Source organism: Amycolatopsis sp. NPDC004079 (genome assembly GCF_040610415.1).
Taxonomy (GTDB): domain Bacteria; phylum Actinomycetota; class Actinomycetes; order Mycobacteriales; family Pseudonocardiaceae; genus Amycolatopsis; species Amycolatopsis halotolerans.
Map to the genome: position 1 here is coordinate 16,755 of NZ_JBEXMH010000024.1, position 26,386 is coordinate 43,140.

Annotated in this window: 28 protein-coding genes; 16 read left to right on the plus strand and 12 right to left on the minus strand. The window is 68.0% G+C overall.

Features of this window, described 5'->3' with window-relative positions; all coding sequences use genetic code 11:
• Nucleotides 1-542 precede the first annotated feature (542 nt).
• Both ABZX37_RS24160 and ABZX37_RS24165 read right to left on the minus strand, forming a co-directional pair.
• Nucleotides 543-1,091: a DUF3558 family protein gene (locus tag ABZX37_RS24160; RefSeq protein WP_354743037.1), complete on the minus strand. Its 549-nt coding sequence runs from the start codon at nt 1,089-1,091 to the stop codon at nt 543-545.
• Nucleotides 1,088-1,582 carry a hypothetical protein gene (locus ABZX37_RS24165; RefSeq protein WP_354743039.1) on the minus strand — a complete coding sequence of 165 codons (495 nt, stop codon included), beginning with the start codon at nt 1,580-1,582 and terminating at the stop codon, nt 1,088-1,090. The genes ABZX37_RS24160 and ABZX37_RS24165 overlap by 4 nt, the downstream gene beginning before the upstream one ends.
• 152 nt (nt 1,583-1,734) lie before the next feature.
• On the opposite strand from ABZX37_RS24165, the gene ABZX37_RS24170 reads away from it, so the two are divergent.
• Genes ABZX37_RS24170 through ABZX37_RS24195 form a run of 6 tightly spaced genes read left to right on the plus strand, consistent with a single transcriptional unit; the run spans nt 1,735 to nt 6,176 of the window.
• Nucleotides 1,735-2,037, plus strand: a complete 303-nt coding sequence (locus ABZX37_RS24170) for an urease subunit gamma (RefSeq protein ID WP_354743041.1) — start codon at nt 1,735-1,737, stop codon at nt 2,035-2,037.
• A gap of 10 nt (nt 2,038-2,047) precedes the next feature.
• Nucleotides 2,048-2,353 (plus strand): urease subunit beta, encoded by a 306-nt coding sequence (locus ABZX37_RS24175; RefSeq protein ID WP_116203367.1) that lies wholly within the window; start codon nt 2,048-2,050, stop codon nt 2,351-2,353.
• Nucleotides 2,353-4,074, plus strand: a complete 1,722-nt coding sequence (locus ABZX37_RS24180; RefSeq protein WP_354743042.1) for an urease subunit alpha — start codon at nt 2,353-2,355, stop codon at nt 4,072-4,074. The genes ABZX37_RS24175 and ABZX37_RS24180 overlap by 1 nt, the downstream gene beginning before the upstream one ends.
• Nucleotides 4,074-4,760 (plus strand): urease accessory UreF family protein, encoded by a 687-nt coding sequence (locus tag ABZX37_RS24185; protein WP_354743044.1) that lies wholly within the window; start codon nt 4,074-4,076, stop codon nt 4,758-4,760. Before ABZX37_RS24180 ends, ABZX37_RS24185 begins: the two co-directional genes overlap by 1 nt.
• Nucleotides 4,750-5,451, plus strand: coding sequence for an urease accessory protein UreG (ureG, locus tag ABZX37_RS24190; RefSeq protein ID WP_354743046.1), 702 nt, complete (start codon nt 4,750-4,752; stop codon nt 5,449-5,451). Before ABZX37_RS24185 ends, ureG begins: the two co-directional genes overlap by 11 nt.
• Nucleotides 5,448-6,176 (plus strand): urease accessory protein UreD, encoded by a 729-nt coding sequence (locus ABZX37_RS24195; RefSeq protein WP_354743048.1) that lies wholly within the window; start codon nt 5,448-5,450, stop codon nt 6,174-6,176. The genes ureG and ABZX37_RS24195 overlap by 4 nt, the downstream gene beginning before the upstream one ends.
• Here ABZX37_RS24195 and ABZX37_RS24200 read toward each other — a convergent pair.
• On the minus strand, nt 6,141-7,817 hold the full coding sequence (locus ABZX37_RS24200) for a hypothetical protein (protein ID WP_354743050.1): 1,677 nt from the start codon (nt 7,815-7,817) through the stop codon (nt 6,141-6,143). The two genes, ABZX37_RS24195 and ABZX37_RS24200, sit on opposite strands and share 36 nt — an antisense overlap.
• Before the next feature lie 247 nt (nt 7,818-8,064).
• On the opposite strand from ABZX37_RS24200, the gene pdxH reads away from it, so the two are divergent.
• The 4 genes from pdxH (at nt 8,065) to ABZX37_RS24220 (ending at nt 12,642) form a co-directional block, all read left to right on the plus strand.
• Complete coding sequence (pdxH, locus tag ABZX37_RS24205; protein ID WP_354743052.1) at nt 8,065-8,730, plus strand: pyridoxamine 5'-phosphate oxidase; 666 nt, start codon at nt 8,065-8,067, stop codon at nt 8,728-8,730.
• A 540-nt stretch (nt 8,731-9,270) separates the two neighbouring features.
• Complete coding sequence (locus ABZX37_RS24210) at nt 9,271-10,566, plus strand: MFS transporter (RefSeq protein ID WP_354743054.1); 1,296 nt, start codon at nt 9,271-9,273, stop codon at nt 10,564-10,566.
• Nucleotides 10,567-10,658: 92 nt separating this feature from the next.
• Entirely contained in the window at nt 10,659-11,222 is a 564-nt protein-coding gene (locus ABZX37_RS24215; protein WP_354743056.1) for a DUF3558 family protein, read from the plus strand.
• Between the two features lie 46 nt (nt 11,223-11,268).
• On the plus strand, nt 11,269-12,642 hold the full coding sequence (locus ABZX37_RS24220) for an APC family permease (RefSeq protein WP_354743058.1): 1,374 nt from the start codon (nt 11,269-11,271) through the stop codon (nt 12,640-12,642).
• Here ABZX37_RS24220 and ABZX37_RS24225 read toward each other — a convergent pair.
• Together ABZX37_RS24225 and ABZX37_RS24230 are read right to left on the minus strand one after the other, a co-directional pair.
• The gene (locus ABZX37_RS24225) at nt 12,602-14,230 is read right to left on the minus strand and encodes a thiamine pyrophosphate-binding protein (protein WP_354743060.1); all 1,629 of its coding nucleotides are present in this window, start codon (nt 14,228-14,230) and stop codon (nt 12,602-12,604) included. The two genes, ABZX37_RS24220 and ABZX37_RS24225, sit on opposite strands and share 41 nt — an antisense overlap.
• Nucleotides 14,227-15,015, minus strand: coding sequence for a cyclase family protein (locus ABZX37_RS24230; protein ID WP_354743062.1), 789 nt, complete (start codon nt 15,013-15,015; stop codon nt 14,227-14,229). The genes ABZX37_RS24225 and ABZX37_RS24230 overlap by 4 nt, the downstream gene beginning before the upstream one ends.
• 257 nt (nt 15,016-15,272) lie before the next feature.
• Here ABZX37_RS24230 and ABZX37_RS24235 point away from each other — a divergent pair, with 257 nt between their 5' ends.
• Together ABZX37_RS24235 and ABZX37_RS24240 are read left to right on the plus strand one after the other, a co-directional pair.
• Nucleotides 15,273-16,415, plus strand: coding sequence for an aminotransferase class V-fold PLP-dependent enzyme (locus ABZX37_RS24235; protein ID WP_354743064.1), 1,143 nt, complete (start codon nt 15,273-15,275; stop codon nt 16,413-16,415).
• Nucleotides 16,416-16,424: 9 nt separating this feature from the next.
• Nucleotides 16,425-17,861, plus strand: coding sequence for an amino acid permease (locus tag ABZX37_RS24240; RefSeq protein WP_354743066.1), 1,437 nt, complete (start codon nt 16,425-16,427; stop codon nt 17,859-17,861).
• Here ABZX37_RS24240 and ABZX37_RS24245 read toward each other — a convergent pair whose 3' ends face one another.
• Entirely contained in the window at nt 17,862-18,425 is a 564-nt protein-coding gene (locus ABZX37_RS24245) for a TetR family transcriptional regulator (RefSeq protein WP_354743068.1), read from the minus strand.
• Between the two features lie 86 nt (nt 18,426-18,511).
• Between ABZX37_RS24245 and ABZX37_RS24250 the strand changes: the two genes are divergently transcribed.
• A complete protein-coding gene (locus ABZX37_RS24250; RefSeq protein ID WP_354743070.1) occupies nt 18,512-19,237 on the plus strand; it encodes an SDR family oxidoreductase in 726 nt (241 codons plus the stop codon).
• On the opposite strand, the gene ABZX37_RS24255 is transcribed toward ABZX37_RS24250, so the two are convergent.
• Genes ABZX37_RS24255 through ABZX37_RS24270 form a run of 4 tightly spaced genes read right to left on the minus strand, consistent with a single transcriptional unit; the run spans nt 19,224 to nt 22,220 of the window.
• On the minus strand, nt 19,224-19,976 hold the full coding sequence (locus tag ABZX37_RS24255) for an MBL fold metallo-hydrolase (RefSeq protein WP_354743072.1): 753 nt from the start codon (nt 19,974-19,976) through the stop codon (nt 19,224-19,226). The genes ABZX37_RS24250 and ABZX37_RS24255 overlap by 14 nt on opposite strands.
• Nucleotides 19,977-19,984: 8 nt before the next feature.
• On the minus strand, nt 19,985-20,833 hold the full coding sequence (locus ABZX37_RS24260; protein WP_354743074.1) for an MBL fold metallo-hydrolase: 849 nt from the start codon (nt 20,831-20,833) through the stop codon (nt 19,985-19,987).
• Entirely contained in the window at nt 20,830-21,645 is an 816-nt protein-coding gene (locus ABZX37_RS24265; protein WP_354743075.1) for an MBL fold metallo-hydrolase, read from the minus strand. The genes ABZX37_RS24260 and ABZX37_RS24265 overlap by 4 nt, the downstream gene beginning before the upstream one ends.
• Nucleotides 21,645-22,220, minus strand: a complete 576-nt coding sequence (locus ABZX37_RS24270; RefSeq protein ID WP_354743077.1) for a TetR/AcrR family transcriptional regulator — start codon at nt 22,218-22,220, stop codon at nt 21,645-21,647. The genes ABZX37_RS24265 and ABZX37_RS24270 overlap by 1 nt, the downstream gene beginning before the upstream one ends.
• A 104-nt stretch (nt 22,221-22,324) precedes the next feature.
• Between ABZX37_RS24270 and ABZX37_RS24275 the strand changes: the two genes are divergently transcribed.
• The 3 genes from ABZX37_RS24275 to ABZX37_RS24285 are packed head-to-tail and all read left to right on the plus strand — an operon-like array spanning nt 22,325 to nt 24,941.
• Nucleotides 22,325-23,230, plus strand: a complete 906-nt coding sequence (locus ABZX37_RS24275) for an aldose 1-epimerase family protein (RefSeq protein WP_354743079.1) — start codon at nt 22,325-22,327, stop codon at nt 23,228-23,230.
• Complete coding sequence (locus tag ABZX37_RS24280) at nt 23,197-23,700, plus strand: GNAT family N-acetyltransferase (protein ID WP_354743081.1); 504 nt, start codon at nt 23,197-23,199, stop codon at nt 23,698-23,700. Before ABZX37_RS24275 ends, ABZX37_RS24280 begins: the two co-directional genes overlap by 34 nt.
• Before the next feature lie 20 nt (nt 23,701-23,720).
• On the plus strand, nt 23,721-24,941 hold the full coding sequence (locus tag ABZX37_RS24285) for an amidohydrolase (RefSeq protein WP_354743083.1): 1,221 nt from the start codon (nt 23,721-23,723) through the stop codon (nt 24,939-24,941).
• A 31-nt stretch (nt 24,942-24,972) separates the two neighbouring features.
• On the opposite strand, the gene ABZX37_RS24290 is transcribed toward ABZX37_RS24285, so the two are convergent.
• Together ABZX37_RS24290 and ABZX37_RS24295 are read right to left on the minus strand one after the other, a co-directional pair.
• On the minus strand, nt 24,973-25,548 hold the full coding sequence (locus ABZX37_RS24290) for a Uma2 family endonuclease (RefSeq protein WP_354743085.1): 576 nt from the start codon (nt 25,546-25,548) through the stop codon (nt 24,973-24,975).
• Between the two features lie 5 nt (nt 25,549-25,553).
• Nucleotides 25,554-26,378, minus strand: coding sequence for an NmrA family NAD(P)-binding protein (locus ABZX37_RS24295; RefSeq protein ID WP_354743087.1), 825 nt, complete (start codon nt 26,376-26,378; stop codon nt 25,554-25,556).
• Nucleotides 26,379-26,386 lie beyond the last annotated feature (8 nt).

Below are 26,386 nucleotides of genomic sequence, written 5' to 3' on the forward strand. Positions count from 1 at the left end.
CACGGTGGGACAAACCATGCTCCCTTTGCCCGGCCGGGGCAACGGAAGAAGTCGTGGTTTCGGTCACGATTACGAGAACGATTCAGTCCAGGTGAGCCCGGGACGAGACTTTCTCCCGTCCAGTGAGGTGACCGCAGACTGGTACCCCGGTGGACGGGAGGTGAATCCCGGCTTGCGGAGGAGAGCCGGGGCAGGGCGGCTGGGGTGGCGCGTCCGATTGGGTGAACCGCCGGGCTTGTCCGGGTAAGGCCGGGGTGGGTGGTTCCGAAAGTCGGATGATCTCCTGGTCGCGGTTCCGTAGGTTTCCTGTGCGGGTCGCGACGAGTGGCCGGGTGGGGACCGTCGCCCGTTGGCAGCCGCGATGGCGGCGATCGGCGCGCTCCGGCTCGACCAGTCGGCGCGTGGTCTCCGCGGGCGCTCTGAATCCGGCATCAGCCGGTTCCCGGGGATCCTGCGGGAACTCGGTGTACCCGGGCTGGGACGACGGAGGAGACTCGCCGCGCGAACAACAAGCGCGGGTTGCCCGCGATCCCCGTGCCGGGTCAGTTCTTAGGCAGGAGCGGCTCGACAGCTGTGGCGTACTTCTCCGCCGCCGCGCAGGCCGTTTTGGTGTCGAGGCTGGTCGTGACAAGCAACGATGCCCTGGAATGAGGCTCGACAGCCATCGTGATGTCACATTGCCCAGGTGAATTCTGCGGTTCAGGCTCCTCGATGGAGGGGCGTCCGTTGATGTCCCCACGCCTGGCGGTTTCCGGGTGAGGAACGGTGTCTGTATATAACCTGTCTTCTTGAAGGAACAGCGACACGTCCATGCCCCTCTCCGTGCCGACAGATGGCTTCTGGGAGGCGCACGCACGCTCGGGTTGGGCGACGGTCGGGGTAGCTTTCGGAAAGCCCTGGCCAGTGAGGATCTGGTCCAACAGCGCGCATTGGTTCCGCGCCGCGAACGGGTTGCCCGATTTCGGCGTGGCAGCGGAGGACGCGGGTTTGTCCGGCTGCGGCGTCCCGGAAACCGGGCTGGAGCATCCTGCCGCAACGATGCCGAGGGCACCGAGCGCTATGAGGGTAATCTTCGCTCGTGAAGTTTTCACTGACCGTTCGATTTCTTGTCGAGTTCAGCAAATGAGATAGCGTGCGCGTCTTCTGTTCCGCGGTAATTCTTGCGTGCGATGGTCAGGGCTTCCATTGCTTGCAGGATGCCTCGGTGCATGAGTTCGAGGTTAGGCAAGATAGAGCTGGCGTCCCCGTCTGCGACTTTGACGTTGAAGCCGGCGACGGCTTGAGCGTACTCGGACGAGCCCATGTCGGCGGCCTGGGCGAGCCGCCGCACGTCCCGGTACATCCGGTCATAGCCGTCAATGAAGAAGTTGCAGGCCTTCAGATACGCCTCGAACCCGGCTTCGTTGACCGCGAACGAGCCGTTCTGCGCCAGTGTCTTGAGGCGCGCACCGTCCTCGTTCACCTGCTCGGCGGCCTTGTGGTCAGTCAGCCCCAGTCCGAGGTTGGAGAAGAAGTCGGCACCGGCGTCGCCTGCGGCTCCGCCGGTGCCGACCCCGGGTTCTCCGAAGTGTGCGCCTGTCATGTTCCCCTCCGCCTCTTCCGATCGTGAGCCCTCTGATACGGAGCGTATCGGTTGTCTGCGCTTGCTGTCAGTCGATCGAAACAGCAACCCGGCGGGTAAACACTGTGTTGCCGAATCAGGCGGAGCCCGTGCTCCGGTGGTAGACCTTTGCCATGCACCTGAGCCCGCAGGAACGCGACAAACTGCTGGTCCACGTCGCGGCGGACGTTGCTCGCAAACGGCTCGAACGCGGTGTCCGGCTCAATTACCCCGAAGCCGTCGCGCTCATCACCGATTACGTCCTGGAAGGCGCCCGCGACGGTCGCACGGTCAGCGAATTGGCCGCGGGCGGGCGCACCGTGCTCACGCGGGCGCAAGTGCTCGACGGGGTGCCGGAAATGGTGGATTCCGTCCAGGTGGAAGCGACTTTTCCGGACGGCACGAAGCTCGTCACGGTGCACGAACCGATCGGTTGAGGAGGAATTCTTGCGGCCAGGCGAGATCATTCCCGGCGACGAGCCGGTGCCGCTGAATCCGGGCCGCGCCCGGGTCCGGCTGCGCGTGCGCAACCTCGGCGACCGGCCGGTGCAGGTCGGTTCGCATTATCACTTCGCCGCGGTCAATCCCGGCCTGGAGTTCGACCGCGAAGCGGCTCGCGGGCACCGGCTCGACGTGCCGGCCGGGACGTCGGTGCGCTTCGAGCCGGGGATCGACCGCGAGGTCGACCTGGTGCCGCTCAGCGGAAACCGGCGGGTGCCGGGGCTGCGCGCCGAATACGCCGGGGAGTTCTGATGCCGGAGATCGACCGTGCCCGTTATGCCGAGTTGTTCGGCCCGACCGCGGGCGACCGGATTCGGCTCGCGGACACCGACCTGCTGATCGAGGTCACCGAGGACCGGTCGATGGGGCCTGGCGGCAGCGGCGACGAGGTGCTTTTCGGCGGTGGCAAGGTGATCCGCGAGTCGATGGGCCAGGGGATGGCCACCCGCGCCGAGGGAGCGCCGGATCTGGTGATCACCGGCGCGGTGATTCTCGACCACTGGGGTGTCGTCAAGGCTGACGTCGGCGTTCGCGACGGCCGGATCGTCGGCATCGGGAAGGCGGGCAACCCGGACACCATGGACGGTGTCGATCCGGCGCTCGTGATCGGGCCGTCCACGGAAGTGCTGGCAGGCAACGGGAAGATCCTCACCGCGGGCGGCATCGACTGTCACGTGCACTTCGTTTGCCCGCAGCTGGTGGACACCGCGCTCGCGGCCGGACTGACCACTTTGGTCGGTGGCGGCACCGGCCCGAACGAGGGCACCAAGGCGACCACGGTGACGCCCGGTGCCTGGAATCTTGGCCGGATGCTGTCCGCAATGGACGGTCTGCCGGTGAATGTGTTGCTTTTGGGCAAGGGAAACACGGTCCGGCATGAGGCGTTGCGAGAGCAACTGGCTGCCGGAGCGGGTGGGTTCAAGCTGCACGAGGACTGGGGATCGACGCCCGCCGCGATCGACGCTTGTCTCACTGTCGCGGACGAATCCGGCGTGCAGGTCGCGATCCACACCGACACTCTCAACGAGGCTGGGTTTCTGGAGTCCACTGTGGAGGCGATCGGCGGCCGGTCGATCAACGCCTACCACACCGAGGGTGCGGGCGGCGGACACGCGCCGGACATCATCGAGGTCTCCGGAATGGCGAACTTCCTTCCGTCCTCGACGAATCCGACCCGGCCGCACACCGTCAACACCCTCGACGAACACCTCGACATGCTGATGGTCTGCCACCATTTGAACCCGTCGGTGCCCGAGGACCTCGCGTTCGCGGAAAGCCGGATCCGGCCGAGCACGATCGCCGCCGAGGACGTCCTGCACGACCTGGGCGCGATCTCGATGATGAGTTCCGATTCGCAGGCGATGGGGCGGATCGGCGAGGTGATCATCCGGACCTGGCAGACCGCGCACGTGATGAAAGGCCGCCGTGGTGCGCTTCCCGGCGACGGTGCCGCGGACAATCTGCGTGCCCGTCGTTACGTCGCGAAGTACACGATCAACCCGGCGATCGCACACGGAATGGACGCGGAGATCGGCTCGGTGGAGGTCGGCAAACTCGCCGATCTCGTGCTGTGGGAACCGAAATTCTTCGGCGTGCGCCCGCATGCAGTGCTGAAAGGCGGGTTCCCGGCGTGGGCGGCGATGGGGGACGCGAACGCTTCGATCCCCACGCCGCAACCGGTGCTCGCGCGGCCGATGTTCGGTGCCGCGCCGGCCGTAGCGGCCGCCTCCAGCCTGCATTTCGTGGCCCCAGAAGCGCTGGAATCCGGTTTGTCGGAACGATTCCGCATCGCTCGGCCATTGGTGCCGGTCGCGAATACTCGCCGCCGGACGAAAGCGGACATGGTGCTGAACGACGCGACCCCAGCGGTGCGAGTGGATCCGGACAGCTTCGCGGTGCGCGTGGACGGCGAGCTGATCGAACCGCATCCGGTGGCTGAATTGCCCATGGCGCAACGGTATTTTCTGTTCTGATGGACCCAGTCGCACTTATTCTCGCCGACTCCCGGTTCCCGGGCGGCGGGCACGTGCATTCCGGCGGCCTCGAAGAAGTGGCGGCGCGGGGACTCGTCCGGTCCGAACGCGACCTGCCGGGATTCCTCTTTGGACGGTTGCGTACCGCGGGACTGCTCGCCGCCGCATTCGCCGCTGCCTCAGCGCATGCCGCCGCCCGAACCGTCGAGAGTGGCCATTGGCGACGGCTCGATCAGGAACTCGACGCCCGCACGCCCTCGCTCGCGCAGCGGGAAGCGTCGCGAGCCCAAGGCCGGGGCACCGCGCGATCCGGACGTGTCGCGTGGCCGTCGCCAGTGCTGTCACAGCTGCTTGCCGAAACCCCGCGTCCGCATCATCCGATCATCAGCGGCGCGCTCGTCGGCATCGGCGGCGGCAGTCCGTTCGACGCCGCCATGGCGGTCGCCTACCTCGCCGTGAGCGGCCCGGCGAGCGCGGCCGTACGCCTGCTCGGGCTGGACCCGTTCGCCGTGAACGCGGTGGTCGCGCGGCTTGCCGGACCGTTGCGCGAAGCAAGCGAGCAGGCCGCCGAGACCGCCGGTGCGGATCCGGCCGAGTTGCCAGCGCCAGCGTCGCCGGCGCTGGATTTGTTCGCCGAGGAACACGCTCGGCATCACCAGGAAGAGGTGCGTCTCTTTGCCAGCTGAACACGGTCACGGGCACTTCCACGCCGTCAATTTCGACCCGACCGCCGCCGAACCGGACCACTACGACGCGGCGCCGACCGCCGGGCGGGCGTACCGGATCGGCATCGGCGGCCCGGTCGGCAGCGGCAAGACCGCGCTCACCGCCGCGTTGTGCCGCGCGCTGGGCGGCGAATACAACCTGGCCGTGGTCACCAACGACATCTACACGACCGAGGACGCGGACTTCCTGCGCCGAGCAGGCGTCCTGGACCCGGAGCGGATCGAAGCCGTGCAGACCGGAGCCTGCCCGCACACCGCCATCCGCGACGACATCACCGCGAACCTCGACGCCGTGGAAAAGCTGGAGGAGAAGTTCCCCGGCCTGGAATTGGTCATCGTGGAAAGCGGCGGCGACAACCTGACCGCGGTCTTCAGCCGGGGGCTCGCCGACAGCCAGGTCTTCGTGGTCGACGTCGCGGGCGGGGACAAGGTGCCGCGCAAGGGCGGCCCCGGCGTCACGACGGCCGATTTGCTGGTGATCAACAAAACGGACCTGGCTCCGTTGGTCGGCGCCGATCTGACCGTGATGACCTCGGACGCCCACCACATGCGCGGCGAGCTGCCGGTGTTCACCCAGTCCCTAGTGGACACTCCGGACGCTCCCGCCGTCGCGGACTGGGTGCGCTCGCTGGTGCCGGTCCGGCAGGGGTGAAGGCGCACGCACGCCTGGTCGCCGCCCTCGAAGACAGACGGACGGTGCTGCGAGAGCTGAAGTCGATGGCGCCGCTGACGCTCGTCCCGCGTCGGCGGCGCGGCTCTGGTGCCGTGGTGCACCTGGTCAACTCGGCCACCGCGCCCCTCGGCGGTGACGAGCTACGGCTCGAGATCCAGGTCGGACCTGGTGCGGAGCTGACGCTTTCCGGCGTCGCGGCGACCCTCGCGCTGCCCGGTCTGCGCGAGGTGCCGAGTTTGTCCACTGTGGAGGTCGTCGTCGAGGACGGCGGTTCGTTCGAGTACCGGCCGGAGCCGACCGTGGTCACCGCGCGGGCGAATCATCACGCGGTGCTCCGCGCCGAACTGGCGGAAGACGCGCGGTTTCGCGCCCGCGAGGTGCTTGTCCTCGGCCGGGAAGGGGAACGCCCCGGAAGGCTGTCCTCCACAGTGCAGGTGACCTGCGGCGCGGTCCCGGCGCTCCGGCAGACGCAGATCGTGGGCGACGCCGCGCTGGACGCCAGCCTCGCTGTCCTTGCCGGGCACCGGGTGCTGGTGACCGAGCTGGAGTTCGGCGGCCCGCCGCGGCGAGCGGAGTCCGGACCGTGGTGGTCGCGGACCCCGCTCGCCGCGGGCGGCACGCTGACGACCGCGGTCGGTCCGGACGTGGTGACCGCGTCGAGACTCGGTTTATCCGGCTGTGCGGAAAGTCGGCTCGGGCAGTGAGACCGGGCCGGCGGTGCGGCACATGTCGTGGCAGCTGCTGTCGAGCGTGCAGCACAGCGAGCAGATCGCGCCGCCCTGGTTGGCGCAGTCGGCGATGTCCGGCAGTTCGTAGGCGACGCCGCAGACCGAGCACTTGTGCGTGGCGGTGAGGTCCTGGTCGACCTCGGGACCGGAAACGAGGTTCGGCCGCACCAGGTAGTACCGGCCGCGGGTGGCCACCGCGAGGACCGGCACTAGCGCAACGGCGATCACCAGCGCCAGCAGCGGGCTGAAGGCCGCCAGATATTCGCCGAACGCGCCGAAGTACGCCGCGATCGACACCGCGGAAGCGATCAGCATGGCGCCGAACCCGACCGGGTTGACCTTGTGCAGGTAAGCCCGTTTGAACTCGATGTAGCGCGGGGAAAGGCCGAGCGGCTTCGCGATCACGAGGTCCGCGCACACCGCGCCGATCCAGGCGATCGCGACGTTCGAGTAGAAGCCGAGGATCTTGTTCAGGAAGCCGAACGCGCCGAACTCCATCAGCGCGAGCGCGATCCCGCAGTTGACCAGTACGTACCAGGCGCGGCCCGGGTGGCGGTGCAGCACGCGGGAGAAGAAGTTCGCGAAGGACAGCGAGCCGGAGTACGCGTTCGTCGTGTTGATCTTGATTTGCGAAACCACCACGAACAACGCGGCGAAGGTGAGCGCGGCCGGTCCGAGCGCGGGCCGCACCGCCTCGAGATAGGGTGCGATCGGCTCCAGCGCCGCGGTCTTGCCGACCGCCCCGAGCGCGAGGAAGGCCAGCAGGGCGCCGCCGATCTGCTTGGCCGCGCCGAGCACCACCCAGCCCGGCCCGGCGGCGAGCACCGCGGCCCACCAGGAGCGCTTGTTCTCCGCTGTCTTCGCCGGCATGAAGCGCAGGTAGTCGGCCTGCTCGCCGATCTGCCCGATCAGCGACAGCGCGATGCCCATCCCGAAACCGAAGCCGACCGCGGAGAATCCGGAACCCGCGCCCTCGATGCCGCCGAACGTCGCGAACTCGGCGAATCGTCCGGGTTCCCGCACGAGTACGACGACGAACGGCAGTACCAGCCCGGCGATCCAGATCGGCTGCGTCCAGGTCTGCATCTTCGCGACCGCGCCCATCCCGTAGAGCGCGAACGGCAGCACGATCAGCGTCGCCAGCAAGTAGCCGATCGGCAGCGGAATGCCGAGCGCCAGCTGGAACGCCTGACCCATGATCGAGCCTTCGAGGGAGAAGAAGATCACGGTGAAACTGGCATAGACGAGCGAGGTGAGGGTGGACCCGAAGTAGCCGAATCCGGCGCCGCGGGTGAGCAGGTCCATGTCCACGCCGTAGGTCGCGCAAGCGCGCGCGATCGGTACGCCGGTCACGAAGATCACCACCGCGGCGGCCAGGATGGCGAGGACTCCTGAGGTGAAGCCGTAGGACAGCACGATGCTGGCGCCGATGGCGAAGTCGGCGAGGTAGGCGATCCCGCCGAGCGCGGTCGTCGCGACGACGAACGGCGACCAGCGCCGGAACGATTGCGCGGCGAAGCGCAGCGAGTAGTCCTCGCGGTTTTCGTCGGCGGCGAGCGCGGCGTAGGTGCGTTGCGGCTTTTGCGTGTCGTCGCGTTCGGACAGAGTTTCGGTCATCTGGCCTGCCTCCGTAGCTGGGGACGGGTGCCGGAGCAGGTCGAAAGGTAGGTGCGGCCTGTATCGATCAGGGACCAGCCCGTGAACGGCGCGTTACAACTCGGCGTCCTGCGGTTACGGCCCGGTGGCGGGCCGGGGCGTGGCAGGAGTCACCGTTCGGTGGGTTTCGCCGGGACCGGCGACCCAATACCGTCGCTGGATAGCCGTGATTCGACACCCTCACCAGGGGTAACGGAGGTTGGGCCGGATGACACCGGAGATCGACGAGGCGGTCGTGCGGCTGCCTGGCATGCGGGTGGCTTACGACAGCGCGCCGTTTGACGAGTCGGCGCTCGCGGCCACGTGGCATGACCAGCTGGAAAGCTGGCTCAGCCAAGCCGTTTCCGAGGCGCTCGCGGAACCCAACGCGATGGTGCTCGCGACCGCCGACGCCGAAGGCAGGCCCTCTTCGCGCACGGTGCTGTGCAAGGGCTTCGACGAGCGCGGAGTGGTTTTCTACACGAACTACACGTCGTCGAAGAGCCACGACCTCACGGCCACGCGCTACGCGTCGGCCACCTTCCCCTGGTACCCGCTGCACCGCCAGGTGACGGTCCGCGGCGAGGTAGAGAAGGTCAGCGCGGACGAGACGGCCGCCTACTGGGCCCAGCGCCCGCGCGGTTCGCAGCTCGGAGCATGGGCGTCGCCGCAGTCGCGAGTGGTCGAGGGACGGCGCGCGCTGGACAACGCCCTGCGCAACATCGAACGCCGCTTCGCCGACGTCGAGCACATCCCGGCTCCGCCGCACTGGGGAGGCTGGCGCATCCGCCCGGACTTCGTCGAGTTCTGGCAGGGCCGCGAGGACCGCCTCCACGACCGCCTCCGCTTCCACCGCACCCACGACGGGTGGCACGTGGAGCGGCTGGCTCCCTGATCTTCGGGTGGTTTCGGACGCCGTCTCCGGGCTTCGGCCTGGGGGCGGCGTTTCGTTTCGCTGGGCTCTCGGGCCTGGCGCGCGATGCCCTCGATGCCGAGGTCCGTGAGGGGAGCCCTGAGGGAATCGGAGTCAATGCCAGGAACTTGAGGCTGCGATGCGGACGCGATTTTGAGCGGAAGCCGGGTTGTGGTCCGTGAGGGACTCCTTGAGGGAATCTGATTCCCTCAAGGAGTCCCTCACGGACTTCAAGACCCGGTCACGGGGTGACAAATCGGGTATTTCGGCACTGATTGCGTCCTTTGTGGATGGTCAGTGGGCCGAGGTCACGCGGCTTAAGTTCCTGGCCTCGGGAATCAGAGTCCCTCGGAGGTCCCCTCGCGGACCTTCCAACGAACCCGCCGCACTGCTGAGAAAGCTTCGGCCCAGTCGCCCGCTCGTCCTGCGGTGAGGTCCCAGCCGGTCGGCAATCCCGTCCTGACCAGCCTGCGGGGAAAATCACCTGCGCCCGCTTCGTTAGCGCAACTAAGCTGATAGCTCGTGACTGCAGAACCGGGGATACGCCCGCCCCGTAACGGGGCCCGCAAGCTCCTCGGCCGGATCGTCGTCGACACTCGTCCACTCAGGATTCCGGCGTTCAGGCGGCTGTGGATGTCCACCGCGGTCACCGCGGTCGGTTCGCAGCTCACCGCGGTCGCGGTGCCGAAGCAGGTTTTCGATATCACCGGATCGTCCGGTTACGTCGGGCTCACCGGCGCGGTCGCGCTCGTGCCGTTGCTCGTGTTCGGGCTGTGGGGCGGGGCGATCGCCGACGCCGTCGACCGGCGGAAGTTGCTGCTCGTCACCAACGTCGGTGTCGCGGTCACCTCCGCGCTTCTCTGGCTCCAGGCGTTCACCGGGATGCATTCGGTGTGGCTCGTGCTCGGGCTGCTCGCCGCGAACCAGGCGTTCTTCGCGATCAACATGCCCACTCGCGGCGCGGTCGTCGCGCGGCTGGTGCCTGCCTCGCTGCTGCCGTCGGCGAACGCGCTCAACACCACGATGGCCACGTTCGGCGCGGTGTTCGGGCCGCTGTTCGGCGGGGCGCTGATCCCGGTGATCGGACTGTCCACTTTGTACTTGGTGGACGTCTGCGCACTGGCGATCACGTTGATCGCGGTGTGGCGGCTGCCCTCGATCCCGCCGCTCGGCGAGGGGGCGCGCAAGGCGGGAATCGGTTCGGTCATCGACGGATTCCGTTATCTGGCCAACCAAAAAGTGCTGCTGGCGTCGTTCGTCGTCGACATTATCGCGATGGTCGCCGGCATGCCGAGGGCGTTGATCCCGGAGATGGCCGAGCGGACGTTCGGCGACCCGCCCGGCGGCGGTCCGGCGCTCGGCATGCTCTACGCCGCGCTGCCCGCGGGCGCGATGCTGATCGGGTTGTTCTCCGGCTGGCTGCACCGGGTGCAGCGGCAGGGGGCCGCGGTCGTCATCGCGATCTGCTGCTGGGGCGCGGCGATGGCGGCGTTCGGGCTCGCGCATTCGCTGTGGCTGGCGCTGGTGTTCATGGCGCTCGGCGGCGCGGCGGACATGGTCAGCTCGGTGTACCGGCAGGCGATCCTGCAGACCGCCACCACCGACGAGATGCGCGGGCGGCTCCAGGGGGTGTTCACCGTGGTCGTCGCGGGCGGGCCGCGGATCGCCGACCTCACGCACGGCTGGTCCGCCGCGGCGTGGGGGACCAAGGTCGCCGCGACGGGCGGCGGCCTCCTGGTGATCGTGCTGACGGTGGCCTCGCTGGCGGTTCTGCCTGGGTTTTGGCGGTACCGGGCACCGGTCGAAGAGGACCACTGACAGGGGTGTTACTCCATCAAAACAACTCTGCGTAGCGCAGCTACTCCGATGAGGGCGGTGGTGGGGAGGAAGGTGGAGATAGCATGCCCGATATGCGTGCATACCCGATCGCTTTGTTGATCTCCGCCGCCGCTGTCCTCACCGCCTGCTCTTCTGGCGAGCAGAAAGCTGCCGCGCCGCCGCCCGCAACCAAGGCCCCGTCCTCGCAGCCCTCCTCGTCCGCGCCTGCCACCAAGGCGTCGGACACCTGCGCTCTGCTGCCGGCCGACGACGTCAGCAAGGCGATCAAGATCCCCGGCATCTCGTCGAAGGCCGGCCCCGCCCACGACAATCCGAGCAACGGCGGCAAGGCCACGAGCTGCGAATACGTCGTCGAGGGCAAGACCGCCGGCGCGCTCGCGGTGACCCGCTACGAGGGTCGCAAGGCCAAGGCCGCGGACATGATCGCCGCGATCAAGAAGGCCAAGCCGGGCGCGGTCGACGTGCCGGGATTCCCGGACGGCGCCGTCTTCTACACCGACGAGCAGAAGACCGCCACGCTCGCCGCGGCCAAGGTGTCCAACGGGGTTCCGGTGCTGGTCAACTACACCGGACCGGTCAAGATGACCAAGGAAATGATGACCCCGCTCGTGCACACGGCGGTCGCCAAGGCCTGATCGGCCGACTTTCCGCAGCTGTCCGGACAAGGCACACTAACCGCCCATGACGGACGTGAGCGAGGGCACAGCCAAGGTCGCCGAGCCGGCGCTGCTGCGGGTCATGGGCCCGAAACTGCTGCTGTTCTTCGTGGTCGGCGACATCATCGGCACCGGCGTGTACGCGCTGACCGGGCAGGTCGCCGGACGCGTCGGCGGCGCGTTGTGGCTGCCGTTCCTGCTGGCGTTTGTGGTCGCGTTCATGACCGCGTTCAGCTACCTCGAACTGGTCGGCAAATACCCGCGCGCGGCCGGCGCGGCGCTGTACACGAACAAGGCGTTCGGGGTGCCGTTCCTGACCTTCATGGTCGCGTTCGCGGTGATGTGCTCCGGGATCACCTCGGCTTCGTCGGCGGCTGTCGCGTTCGGTGCGACCTATCTCGCGGCATTCGTGAAGCTGCCGACGGTGCTGGTCGGCATCGCCTTCGTGGTGCTGCTGGCGCTGATCAATTTCCGCGGCATCGGCGAATCGGTGAAGGCCAACGTCGTCCTCACCTGCATCGAGCTGTCCGGCTTGCTGATCATCATCGGCGTCGGCGTGTGGGCCGTGCTGAACGGCGACGGCGAGCCGTCCCGGCTGGTCGAGATCGACACCGCGGACAAGACGTGGCTCGTCGCCATCTCCTCGGCGACGTCGCTGGCGTTCTTCGCGATGGTGGGCTTCGAGGACTCTGTGAACATGGCGGAGGAATGCCATGACCCAGTACGGATTTTCCCGCGCGCGATGCTGTGGGGCATGGTCATCGCCGCGACGATCTACGTGCTGGTCTCGGTGACGTCGTCGCTGCTGGTCCCGGCTGCCGAACTCGCTGGCGCGAAGAGCGACGCGCTGCTGAAGGTGCTCGACGTTGGCGCGCCGGGATTCCCGCGAGAAATCTTCTCTGCCATCGGCCTGTTCGCGGTGATCAATTCCGCCTTGATCAACATGCTGATGGCCAGCCGGTTGCTGTACGGCCTCGCGAACGAACGCGTCCTGCCGCCGGTTTTCGGCCGCGTGCACCCGACTCGCCGGACGCCGTGGGTGTCGATCATTTTCACCAGCGTCATCGCCGTCGGCCTGGTGTCCTTTGTGGACATCAGCGCGCTCGGCGGCACGACCGCGTTGCTGCTGCTCGTGGTGTTCGCCATCGTCAACATCGCGCTTCTGGTGCTGCGCAAGGACAAAGTGCCGCACAAGCACTTCCGCGCGCCGACGGTGCTGCCGGTGCTGGCCGCGGTGTTCTGCCTGTACCTGGTCAGCCCGCTGTCCGGCCGCCCGGCGCAGGATTACCAGGTGGCTGGCATCCTGCTGGCCGCGGGCGTCCTGTTGTGGGTGGTGAACCTCCTGGTGAAGCGGGCGCTCAGTGGTGCGTCATCGCGGCCTGGAGCCACCAAGCGCTGAACCCGGCGATTTTCGCGTCGACCACCAGCGGGCGGTCGAGCCCGGCGGCGACCCGGGTCGCTACCTCGTCGAGGTCTTCCTTGGCGCGGACGGTGACCGCGTCGCAGCCGTAGCCGCGGGCGATGGCGGCGATATCGGTGTCGGGGAAAGTGACTGTGTCGGCGGGATGTCCGCCGGGTTCGAAGAAGTACACCTCGGCGCCGTAGGCGTGGTCGTTGTAAACGACGATCAGCATCGGGAGCTTCAGGCGTACGACGGTTTCCAGTTCGGCGATGCTCATCAGGAACCCGCCGTCGCCGCACGCCGCGACGGGGAAGCGGTCCGGCTGGGCGAGTGCCGCGCCGATCGCGGTCGCCAGTCCGAGGCCGATCGACTGGAAGGCCTGGGTGAAGCAGAAACCGTTCTCGTCGGGGACGTCGAGGTACATCGTGGGGTAGCCCATGAAGTTCCCCGAATCGACGCCGACGACGCGGTTGGCTGGAATGAGGTCGTCCAGCGCGGCGGACAACGTTCGCGGGTCGATGACGTCGGCGGTCCCGGCGTCGTCGTGTTGGTTGTCGCGCCAGCGGATCTCCCGGCCGATTCGGGTTTTTAACTCTTCGCTGCGGTATCCATTATGGACTTCGATCAGCGAGGTTGCCGCTGCGGCGGTACCGGCGACGTCACCGACGATGCCGAGGTTGACCGGCCGGTTCCGGCCCAGTGCGGCGGACTCGAGGTCTACTTGCACAAGTGTCGTTTCCGGTGAGAGCAACTGGCCATGCGCGGTGGTCCAGTCGTTGAGCGCGGAACCCCAGCCGACGACGACGTCCGCGTCCTGGATCAACTCGGTCGTCAGCGGAGAAGAGAACCCGCCGGACACCCCGATCGCCCACGGCTCGCCAGTGAACAGTCCTTTCGCGACCGCGCCCTCAGCGAGCAGCGCGCCGCAGCGGTCAGCCAGCGCGACGAGTTCTGTCCGAGCAGCACGGGAACCGCGTCCACAAAGGAATACCGGACGCTCGGCCTTCTGCAGAATTGAAGCGAGAGCCTTCACCTCCGCCTCGGCAGCACGCGGCTGAGGCAACGGCGAGATGGGGGCCAGATCATCGAGAAGGCCTTCGTCGAACGGTTCAGCCTGCACATCCAGCGGGAGTCGCAAAAGGACAGTCCGTCGATCCCGTCGCGCTTGAGTGAACGCGCGCCGCACGTCGGCCAACGCAGTTTGCGCGGACCGAACCAGGATGCTGTCCGCTCCCACCGACCGGGCAAGTGCGTCCTGGTCGATGTGAAAGTTCGACAGCGGATCCGTCGCCTCCCCGGTGACGATGACCAGCGGCGTCCGGCTCTTCGCCGCTTCGCCGATCCCGGTGGTCGCGTTGCCGAGCCCGCAGCCCTGATGCACCGACACCGCCGCGACCTCGCCGCTGCACCGGGCGTAGGCGTCCGCCATCGTGGTAGCGCCGCCCTCGTGCCGGGCCGCGACGAACTCGGCCCCGCCCTGGATCAGGCCGTTGGTGAAGTGGAAATTCCCGCTGCCCACCACACCGAACGCTTTGCGGACGCCGAATCGGGCCAACGCGATCCCGACGGCTTGTGCGACGTTCACGCCTGTACCACCGCGAGCACCCGCGCCGGGCTGCCGGTCCCGCCGACGATCGGCAGCGGGCAGACCACGACGAGCGCACCGGTCGGCGGCAGCGAGCCGAGATTCTGCAACGAGGTGATGCCGTACTTGTCCGCGCCGAGCAGGTGGTGGTGCGCGGGCATCGGCGGGTCCAGCGCGAAGCCGTTCCCGGCGTCGATGCCGACGGTTTCCACGCCGTAGCCGGCGATCGGCGTTTCCTCGGCGAGCCACTTCGCCGCTGCCGCCGAGATGCCGGGGGTGTGGCTGGCGCCGTCGGAGAAGTTGAGGAACGCGTCGCGGTCTTGCGCGTACTGGTCCCAGCCGGAATGCACGAGCAACCAGCCGCCCGCGCGCAACGGACCGTGCTCGGCTTCCCAGGCCTGGATGTCGGCGATCTCCAGCAGGAAGTCCGGATTGTCGGCGACGCGCGCGGAGATGTCGAGGACGTGCGCGGGCCCGATCAGCCTGCCGACCGGCAGCTCCGAAACGTCGGCGCCGTCGCGGTTGGAGATCCAGTGCCGCGGCGCGTCGAGGTGGGTGCCGATGTGCTCGCCGGTGTGGATGTTGTTGTGCCGCCACAGGGGTCCGGAGTCGTCGAACTCGCTGACCGATTCGAGGCTGAAGTCGATCAGGTTCGCGAACGGCTCGGGCAGCTGAAGCGTCGGGGTGGCGGCGCTGAGCTTGTTGGTGAGGTCGACGACCCGCAGCCGGCCCTCGGCCAGCTGGGTCAGGAGCTGGTCGACCGCGGTCTCGGCGGGGATGCTCATCGGTGCGTCCTCTCGGTCGCGGGGCGCGCTATTGCGAATCCTTGACGGTCGTTGACAGCGCGGAAGGCCATATCTACAGTACCGGTTTCAGCGGCACTGACGGAATAGCTGCCGAAGATCAGTCAGAGTGAACACGGAGCCTCGACCAGGGCTTCCGGAGCCGCAAGGCCGCCGGGACGGAGCATCGACGCACGGTGCTCGCGTCATTACGGTGGCGAACGGACCGGTCTCGCCCGCCAGTTACGGAACGGAGTGTCGTGACCGACCAGCCCAGCCCAGCCGCTTTCCGGGCGCGTTTCCCTGCCCTCGCCGACTCGGTGCACCTCGCGAGCTGCAGCCAGGGCGCGCTCTCGGACGCGCTGACCGCGGAGCTTTTCGAGTTCCAGCACACGATCCGCGAATACGGGGCGCCGTGGGACAAGTGGATGGTGAAGGTCGCCGAAGCACGGGAACTGTTCGCTCAGCTGATCGGTGCGGACGCCGACGACATCGCCGTCGTGCCGTCCGCGTCCGAAGGGGCGTATCAGGTCGCGTCCACGCAGGCATGGTCGCCGCGCGCGGGAATCGTCACGACTGACCTGGAATTCCCTTCGCTGGGCCATGTTTGGCTGGCGCAGCAGGGACGCGGCGCGGACGTTCAGTTCGTCGCTCAGCACGACGGCCTCGTCGACACCGAGGATTACGCCGCGCTCATCACCGAGCAGACGCAACTGGCGTCCGTCCCGTTGGTCAGCTACGCCAACGGTTTGCGGTTCCCGGTGCGCGAAGTTGCCGCGCTGGCCCGGGAAAAGGGTGCGCGAACCTTTGTCGACGCCTATCAGGGTCTCGGCGTCGAGCCGGTCGACGTCGCCGAACTCGGCTGCGACTATCTCGTCAGCGGAAGCCTGAAGTACCTGCTCGGCATCTCCGGGATCGCCTTCCTCTACGTGCGGCCAGGCGTGCGCGACGAGGTTTCCCCGCCGCTGACCGGCTGGTTCGGCCGCACGAACCCGTTCGAATTCGACCCGCGGCACCTCGACTATCCCGAGCACGCCCGCCGGTTCGAGACCGGGACGCCGTCGATCCCGTCCGCGTACGGCGCGGTCGCTGGCCTGAAGTTGTTGCACCAGCTGGACGCGCACCGCGTGCGTGACCACATTGGAGGGTTGACCGGGCAGCTGCAGCAGCGGTTGCTCGACGCTGGGGAGCGGCTCCGGTCCCCGCTGGACGACGCGCGGCGCGGTCCGCTCGTCGCACTGGCCGACCGGGATCCCGACGCGCTGGCTGCGTACCTCGCCGGGCGGCGGATCGTGTGCAGTGCCCGCGGCGACGTGCTGCGGATGTCCTTGCACTACTACAACGTCGAGTCCGATCTCGACGCCGTCGTCGCGGCGATCGCCGAGTACCGGGCGAGCCAGTAGGGAGCAGACATGGCCGAGTCCCCGTCCCCGAACCGGTTGCAGCGGAGGCTGCGCGGCAGGCAGTTGACGATGATCGGAATCGGCGGGGCCATCGGCACCGGCCTTTTCCTCGGCTCGAGCCTGGCGATCTCGCACGCGGGACCGGGCGTCGTGCTCGCCTACGTCCTTTGTGGACTCGTCGCGCTGGCGATTTCCTGGGCACTGGCCGAAATGGTGGTGGTGCACCCGGCCGCGGGCGCGTTCGGCAGCATCGCGCAGAAGTACCTCGGCGCGGGCAGCGGGTTCGTGGTGCGCTGGGCGTATTGGGCGATGCAAGTGATCGCGATCGGCGGCGAGACGATCGCGGCCGGCGTGTACGTCCAGTTCTGGTGGCCGCAGATCCCGTTGTGGGTGCCGGTCGCGGTGTTCTCGCTGCTGGTGATTGTCGTCAACGGCGCGGCGGTGCACATTTTCGGCGAGTTCGAGTACTGGTTCGCGATGATCAAGGTGTGCGCGATCCTGGTATTCGTCGCGCTCGGTGTGATTCTCGTGTTCTTCGGCCTGCCGAAGGCACCCGCGCCCGGCTTGACGAATCTCAGCGCGGGCGGCGGATTCCTGCCGAACGGCGTGTCCGGGCTGTTGCTGGCCATGGTGTTCGTGCTGTTCAGCTACATCGGCACCGAGGTGGTTTCGGTGACCGCGGCCGAATCCGAGAACCCGACTCGCGACATCCCGCGCGCGGCCAGGGCGATGGTGGTGCGGCTGGCGATCTTCTATGTCGCCGCAATGCTCATCGTCGTCTTGGTAGTGCCGTGGACGGTCACCGGCGAGGGCGGTTCGATCACCGCCAGTCCGTTCGTCCGCGTCTTCCAAGCCGCGGGCGTTCCGGCAGCGGCGACGATCATGAACTTCGTGGTCCTGACCGCCGCGTTGTCGAGCGCGAACACCAACCTCTATCTCACCACGCGGATGCTGCATTCCCTTGCCGAGCACCGATTCGCCCCGTCCTGGGCAGGACGGCTGACCAAGTCCGGAGTGCCGCGCAACGCGCTCGTGCTGTCCACCGCGGGCCTGGTGATCGCGACCATCCTGTCCAAGAATTCCGACTCCAACGCGTATCTCGTGCTGTTCGGCATTTCGATCTTCGCCGCGCTCGTGGTGTGGATGATCATCCTGGTGACGCACTTGGCGTTCCGGATCCGCCGTCGCCGGGCCGGGCTGCCGCCGTCGCCAGTGCGGCTGTGGGGCGCACCGGTGGTGAACGTCGTGGTGATCGCTTTCCTTGTCACCGTACTGATTTCGACGTTCTGGATCGAAGGCCTCGACCCGGCGTGGAAGTTCGGGATTCCGTTCTTCGTCGTGCTGGTGGTGGCTTATCTGGTGCTGAAGGCAACCGGGCGCACGAAGCAGGCCGCGGAAGTGGAATTGGAAGACTCTACGTTGGTCGAGGTGCGCGAAAAGGCGTAGTCACGGGGTCAGGTGGGCGGCGAGTTCGGCTGCCGCCTCCTGTACCTGCGTAGCGAAATCCGTGTCCGCAGGCTGATCGGACCATCGCTCGAACGCGGTTTGGAACACCGCGGTGCCGACCTGCGCGAGCATCTTCGCACTCGATTCGGTCGCGCCTCGTTCCCGCAATGCTTCGACGACTGCTTCCGTGACCGCCGCCAGCTTCGTCCGCTCACGTTCCTGCAGTTCCGGGCTGGAAGCGATGACCGCGCGCCGTTGGGCGGCCTGCGAAACCAGGCCAGCGAACAAATCGCCAGCGGCGACCAACGCGGCCAGCAGTGCTTGAAAGGGCGGCAGCGAGGGGTCGGCGTGCCGGACAGCGTCGGCCATCGCGTCCGGGAGCTGCTCCGACCCGGCGAACAACACGTCGCGCTTGTCCGCGAAGTAGCGCGAGAAGGTGCGCCGGGTGAGCCCGGCGCGCTCGGTGATCTGCGTGACCGTGGCGTTCTCGTAGCCGTGCTCGGTGAACAGCTCCAGCGCGGCCGCGCGGAGCCGCTCCTTGGCTTCCGGATCCCAACGCGGCATGCGGCGATCTTAGCAGTGATGACACAGTGGGTCATCACTGCTACTGTTGATGTCTCACTGAGTCATCAACCTCGGAGGGGTAGATCATGTCTTTGCTTGACCAGCGAGTTGTCGTCATCGGCGGCAGTTCGGGCATGGGATTGGCGACCGCGCGGGCCGCGGCGGAGGCGGGCGCGTCCGTCACGATCGCGTCGAGTGGCAAGGAACGGCTGGACGCGGCGCTCGCCGAATTGCCGGACAGCTGCGAAGGATTCGTCGCCGACGTACGCGACGAAGCGAACGTCGCGGCCCTGTTCGAGCACGTCGGCCAGTTAGACCACCTCGTGTACACCGCAGGTGACGCGCCGCATCAGCAGTCGCTCGCCGACCTGCCGCTCGATGACGCGCAGAGCGGGTTCTACGTCCGTTACTGGGGCGTCGTGAGCGCGGTGAAGCACGCCGCGCCGCGGATTCGGCCGGGCGGTTCGATCGTGCTGACGTCCGGGATCGTCGGCGTCCGCCCGATGCCCGGCGCGGCGCTCGCGGCTGGTTCCGTCAGCGCTATCGAGGGATTGGCGCGCGGACTGGCCGTCGACCTGGCCCCGGTACGGGTCAACACAGTGCGCCCGGGGCCGGTCCATACGCCGATGTGGGACGGGCTGCCGCAACCACAGTTGGACGCGATGGTTGCCGCGTTCACCGAACGGACGCTGACGAAATCGGTCGGCGAGGCGGACCAGGTCGCGGCGACCAATGTGTACTTGATGGAGAACAGTTTCGTCACCGGCGCGGTGATCACCGTCGACGGAGGCTTTGTGCTTACTGGAAGCTGACCTGCTCGCCGGGCTTGAGCAAATGCAGCCGGTCCTCGAGGCCAGCCTGGGCGAAAGCCGGACGGAGAGTACCCGGGCCCTGGGTGAAATGCGCCCAATGCTCGAAGTGCAGGGGGACGACCTGGCGCGCGTTCAGGATCCGGGCCGCCTCGGCCGCGCCGTCGCTGGGCAGGGTGAGGTACGCGTCGCCGACCAGCGGTGTCTGCGCCCCGCCCGCGAAGAGAACAGCGATGTCGATCCGCTCGAAACGCTCGGCGATCTGCCGCACGACGTCGAGCGAAGCGTTGTCACCGCTGACGTAAACGGTCGGCTGGCCTTCGCTTTCGAGCACGAAACCGGTGACCTCGCCGACGAGATGCTCGCTGCCGTCGGGCCCGTGCTGCGCGGGCACTCCGGTGACGCGGACGCCGCCGAGGTCGTAGGACTCCCAGTTGGCCAGCGCCCGGACGGGCTCGCCGATCCGTTCCCTCGCCGAGGCGGTGGACAGGACGAGCGGGGCGTCGAGGGCGTAGTTTCGCCCCGCCGCGTCCAGGTTGTCGGGGTGCTGGTCGTGGGAGAGCAGCACCGCGTCCACCTCGCCGACCTCCGCCGCGGCGACCGCGGGACCAGCGGTTTTCGCCAGCTTGCGGGTGCCGATCGGGTAGTCGCCGGGGGCGTCGAACGTCGGGTCGGTGAGCAGGCGGATCTCGCCGTACTCGATGAGGGCGGTCGGGCCGCCGACGTACCGGATACGCGTCATGCGGGTACTCAACTCGCGGAGGGCTGCGCGGTATTCCGGCGCAGCGCCTGGAATTCGACCGGGCTGTGCGCGCTGAACACCGAGACCTCGTCCTGCTTCTCTCGGGCGAGAGTCTGCAACCGGGCGAGGTTGGCGCGGCGGGTGGCCCCGTCCATCTGGTTGATCGCCTCGAACACGCGCATGCCCGGCGGGCAGTGCGGGCTCACCGGGGCGACTTCGCCGTGGAAGAAGTACGCGTCGCCGGCGTGCAGGAGCCAGCCGTCGCCGGTGTCGACCGCGACGCCGGAGTGGCCGTGCGTGTGGCCGGGCAACGGGACGAGCAGGATTTCCGGTGGCAGGCCACGCAACGGTTGCACGGCGTCGAAGCCGAACCACTTCTCGCCGGCCTCGTCGTAGGTGCTCCACAGTGGACTGTGCGCGAATTGCTCGGCGCGGTACCGCGTTTTCTCCGGGAAGCTCTTCGGATTGTCCGCGGCGCGGCGTTCGGTGGTGCGGACATGCACTGTGGCGTCAGGGAAATCGGCGAGACCACCGGCGTGGTCGACGTCGAGGTGAGTCATCACGATGTGCCGGACGTCGGCGGGGTCGTGGCCCAGCGCGCGGATTTGCGCCACGGCGGTCTCTTCCATGGTCGGCTTCGCGCCGACCATCGCCATGAACGGACCGCCGAGCCAGCGCCGCGATTCGGTGACGCCGCGGGTGCCGAAACCGGTGTCGACCAGGACGAGCGAGTCGGCGGTCTCGACCAGCAGGCAGTGCGCCACGATCGTGCTGCGCCGCAGCATCCCGGGGCGGCCGTCGAGCGCCTTGCCGCCGAGCGGGCGCATCGTGCCGCAGTTGAGGTGGTGCACCTTCATACCGTGCTCCTCTCGCTGAGCCGGACGAAATCGGTCAGGTCGTGCGAGGCGAACACGGTCACCTCGTCGGCGTGGTCCCGGCGCAGCTCGCGCAACCGGCGCTGGTTCTCGCGCCGCGGCCCGGGCAGCGTCTGGACCCGCCGTTCGAACATAGCCAATCCGGGCGGGCAATAGGAATCGGTGTCGATCTCCTGGTGGAAGAAATACGCGTCGCCCGCGTTGAGCACCCAGCCGGACCCGGTGTCGACAGCCACCCCGGCGTGGCCGACAGTGTGCCCGGCGAGCGGCACGAGCGCGACGCCCTCGACCCCGTCCAGCGCGCGGACCGCGTCGAGGCCGAACCAGCTGTCCCCAGTGTCCGAATAGGACTTCCACTGTGGACCGTGGCGGAACTGGACGTCGCGGTACCGCGGGTTTCCGGTGCGGTAGGCGTCGAGTTCCTTGCCGTAGACGTGCACGCGGGCCTGCGGGAAGTCGACGAGCCCGCCGGCGTGGTCGAGATCGAGGTGGGTGAGGACGATGTCGCGGACGTCGGCCGGGTCGAAGCCCAGCGCGCGGATGCGGCTCAGCGCGGTTTCGCTTTCGTCCATCAGCGGGTTCGACGTGCGCAGGAAGCGCGGGCCGAGCCAGCGCGCGGCGTCGGTGACGGTGGGCGAACCCATTCCGGTCTCGATGAGGGTCAATCCGGTGCCGGTTTCGACCAGCATGCAGTGGCACACAAGGGTGGCTCGGCGCAGCAGCCCGGGCTTTCCGTCGACGAGCTTGCCGCCGATCGGGCGCATGGTGCCGCAGTTGAAGTGGTGTACACGCATTAGGCGAACTCCCGTTCGACAGTGGTGTGCAGATGGGCGGCGACGGCTTGCAGCGGCGAGGTGTCCCGCCGGGTGCGTGCGAGCAGCAACGCGCCTTCGATCGCGGAAAGCACGATGGTCGCCAGCGAAGCAGCGCGTTTTTCGGGAAGACCGCGCTCGATGAAGTAAGCGGAAATGCCGCGCAGCCAGCCTTCGTAACCCTGGTCGCAGGCGGCGCGGATCGGCTCGCTGTCGGCGGCTTCCAATGCGACTGTCGCGATTGGACAGCCGCAGCGGAAGTCCGATTCGGCCAGCGCGGCGGCCAGCGCGGCAACGATGAGGTCGATGGCGGTGGCCGGATCCGGTGCGGCAGCGGTGATTTCGCGGAACTGCCCGGCCAGCCGCTCCCCGGAAAGCTGTACCGCCTCGGCGGCGAGTTGTTCCTTGCCGCCGGGGAAATGGAAGTACAGCGACCCCTTCGGGGCCCGGCTTTCGGACACGAGCTGCGTCATCCCGGTGGCGTGATAGCCCTGGGTGCGAAACAGCTCAGCCGCCGATTCGAGCATCCGGCGGCGCGTGTCGGTGCGGTTGACCATGGGCCCACCGTAGCTCAAACTATGACGACCGGTCTAGTTAGTTTCGAGCGCTGTTAGTTTCGAGCGCTGCCCGCGCGGCGCGGCCGATCGGTAACCTCAGCGCCATGGCGAACCCCACCGGAGAGCAGTTCGAGATCACCCGCGGCAACGCGCGCGCCGTCATCACCGAGATCGGTGCCGGGCTGCGCGCGTTCGAGATCAGCGGGGTGCCCTACGTCGAGACGTTCGCTGAGGACGAGAAGCCGCCGAAGGGGCTCGGCCAGGTGCTGCTGCCGTGGCCGAACCGGACCAAGGGCGGCAAGTGGGAGTTCGAAGGCGAAGAGCAGCAGCTGGAAATCACCGAGGAAGCGCGCGGCAACGCCATCCACGGCCTGACCCGGCACCTCGAATGGGAGCTGCTGGAGCACGCCGAAACGTCGATCACGCTTGCCATCGACGTCGAGGCGCAGCCCGGCTGGCCGGTCCCGCTGCGCGCGACGATCACGTACGACCTGCAGCCGCGCGAGCTCGTCATCACGCACGAGATCCGCAACGAGGGGGAGAAGCCGATCGGCGTCGGCGTCGGGACCCACCCGTACTTCCGGATCGGCGACGCGCCCACCGACGAGCTGACCCTCACGCTGCCCGCCACGCGAGTCCGGCCGTACGAGGGCGACCAGCAGATGCCGTACGCGGACGAGCAGGACGTCGAGGACACCGGGTACGACTTCCGCCAGGGGCGTGTGCTGGAAGGCGTTGACCTGGACACCGCGTTCGGCGGGCTGGAGCTGGCCGCCGACGGCACCCACCACCACGTGCTGTCCCACGGGGATCGCCAGCTGGTGGTCTGGACCGGCCCGGACTTCCGCTGGGTGCAGGTGTTCACGCCGGACGACCTGACCGGCCGCGGCCGCGCGGTGGCGATCGAGCCGATGACCTGCCCGGCGGACGCGCTCAACACCCGCACCGACCTGATCGAACTGGAACCGGCCACGTCGTGGACGGGCAGCTGGGGAATCCGGGTCCCGTGAAACCCGAGCTGCTGACCGACGCCGACGCGGGTGAGTTGCTGACCCTGCAGCAGGCCGCGTACATCACCGAGGCGCGGGCACACCAGAACTTCGACCTGCCGCCGTTGCTGGACACCCTCGACCACGTGCGCGCGGCCATCGCCGACCCGTCGATCACGGTCTGGGGTTTCCGCGACGGCGGCCGGCTGGTGGCGAGCGTGCGGATGCGAGTGGAGGGTCGCGTCGGCGAGATCGGCAGGCTCGTGGTGGCACCGGATCGGCAAGGCGAGGGACTCGGTACCGCGCTGCTGGCGGCCGCGGAGGAGGCGACCCCGGCGGAGGTGACGGTGTTCCGGCTGTTCACCGGCGAGCGTTCGGCCGGGCCGCTCTATTTGTACCGAAAGCTCGGTTACCGCGAGACGCATCGCTCGCCGGAAGCGGACTATCAGTTGGTGCACCTCGAAAAACCCCGGATGCGCGAACCCGGGTGAGTTCGTTAGCGTGTCAAACTATGGCTTACAAGGCGATTGTCGGGGGCTATGTGGTCCCCGTCGGCGCCGCTCCGATCGAGGGCGGCACTGTGCTCATCGAAGACGGCCGGATCACCCAAGTCGGGGCTGAGGCCGACGTCGAGGTGCCGGAGGACGCGGAGCTGGTGGACGCGTCCGGCAGCTGGGTCCTGCCGGGATTCATCGACGCGCACGCGCACCTCGGCGTCCACGAGGACGGCGAGGGCTGGGCGGGCAACGACACCAACGAAATGACCGACCCGAACGGCGCGCGCTTCCGCGCGGTCGACGGGATCGACCCGTACGAACCGGGTTTCGACGACGCGCTGTCCGGCGGCGTCACGAGCGTGGTGATCAAGCCGGGGTCGGGCAACCCGATCGGCGGGCAGACCATCGGCGTGAAGACGTGGGGCCGGTCCATTCTGGACATGATCTTCGCCGAGCACGTGAGCGTGAAAAGCGCGCTGGGCGAGAACCCGAAACGGGTTTACGGCGAGAAAAAGGTCACGCCGTCCACGAGGCTCGGCGTGGCCGCGATCCTGCGCGAGGCGTTCACGAAGGCCCGCAATTACCAGGCGAAGCGCGACCACGCGCTGGCAGAGGGCAAGCCGTTCGAAACGGACCTGACCAACGAAACGCTGGCGAAGGTCCTGGACGGCGAGCTGTACTGGGACCAGCACGTGCACCGCGCCGACGACATGGTGACCGCGATCCGGCTCGCCGACGAATTCGGCTACAAACTGGTGATCAACCACGGCACCGAAGGCCACCTGATCGCGGACCTCCTGGCCGAACGCGACGTCCCGGTGATCCTCGGCCCGCTGTTCACCACGAAGTCCAAGGTGGAACTGCGCAACCGAAGCCTGCGCTCGGCGGGGATCCTGGCGCGGGCCGGGGTTCGTATTTCCATCACCACTGACCACCCGGTCGTTCCCATCAACTTCCTGGTGTACCAAGCCGCTTTGGCGGTGAAGGACGGCCTGGACCCGGAGACCGCGCTGAAGGCACTGACGCTGCACCCGGCGCAGATGCTCGGCCTGGACGACCGGATCGGCACCCTGGCACCCGGTTTGGACGCGGACGTGGTCGTGTGGTCGGGCGACCCGCTGGACGTGATGAACCGCGCGATGCGGGTGTTCGTGCGGGGCCAGGAGGTCTACCACTTCGACGAGACGACCGGCGAGGGCGTGTCGGCGGATCGGCGGTACCGGGAAACTCGCTGATGCCTTGGTTGAGGCGGCCCGGGCAGCCGCCTCAATCAAGCAGCGCGGCGAGGTCGACTTCCGCGGGGAATGGCTCTGTGGTGCGGAATTTGCCGGTGACGGCGGGGGCGTCCTGGTAGCCGAGGTCTCCGGCCTGGTGGCAGGCGACGAGGGAGATCGGGTCGTCGAGGTCGAGGATCCAGTAGAACGGGATTCCGGCGTCGGCGTACTCCTTGTGCTTCGTGACGTAGTCGGTGCGCTTCGAATCCGGTGTCGCGACTTCGACCACCAGGACGAGATCTTCTGCGCGCAGGATGTCTTCTTGGGGAGTCCGGGCGATCACTTCGGACGTGGTGACCAGGAGATCGGGGCACCGGGAGAATCCCGGTGCCCCGTCCGGCGCGAGACCGAGATCGATATCGACGCGCGGCACCAAGCAAAACTCGTCCGAAAGCTGATCGTGCAGCTGGAAAGCGAGCTCGTACGTCGCGCGGTTGTGCCACGCGCCCGGTGACGGCGAGAAGACCAGACGGCCTTCGACGAGTTCGGTAAAACCCGGCTCGACCTCGCCGAGCGCGAGGTAGTCCTTGATCGAGAGCAGTTGCCGCGGCAGTGTCGTGGTGTCCATGCCGCTCACGGTAAGCGAGGGGTACGACACTTTCCGCCAACACAGTCCGCCAGGAACGCCCGCAACCCCCGCGGCGCACCACCGGTGACCGCGGCGAAATCCCCTGAGAGCCAAGCCCCGTCCCCTTGCGCGAGCAGTTCGAAAACCTGCGCGTTCGACCCCGCCTCGGGCACTCCGTTCGACTCCATCACCGCGCGATGCTCCTCGGCCGAGATCCGTCGATACTCCACCGGGCGGCCGGTCACCGAAGCCCATTCCTGCGCCACCTCGGCGAACGTGACCAACTCCGGTCCGGTCAGCAGATACGTCCGCCCGGCATGCGCCGCCGGATCAGTCGCGATCGTCGCGGCCGCCGCGGCGACGTCGCGGGCGTCGATCATCCCGATCCGGCCGTCGCCCGCGGAGCTCGAAAAGCCGCCGGTTCCGGCGATCTCCGGTGCGAGGGCCAGCAGATTCTGCATGAAGAAGTTCGGCGCGAGCAGCGTGTACGCCATTCCCGACGCCTTGAGGTGCGCGTCGATCCGCGCGTGCTCCCGACGCCGGGCGACTGGCGAATCGTCGACAGCCTTGTGGTTGGTGACCCGCACGACGTGCCGCACCCCGTGCGCGACCGCGCGATCGAGGACCGCGATCTGCGACGCCACGGCGGGGCCGATCAGCAGGAGCGTGTCGACGTCGCGCAGGGCCGCGTCCAGGGTGTCCGGCCGGTCGAAATCGCCGATCACTTCGTCGGTGCCGCCCGACGGGGTGCGGACGAGCGTGCGGACCGGTCCGAGCAGTCGGACAGCTTCGCGGCCGATTTTGCCGGTGGCTCCGGTAACCAAGATCATGCGAGAAA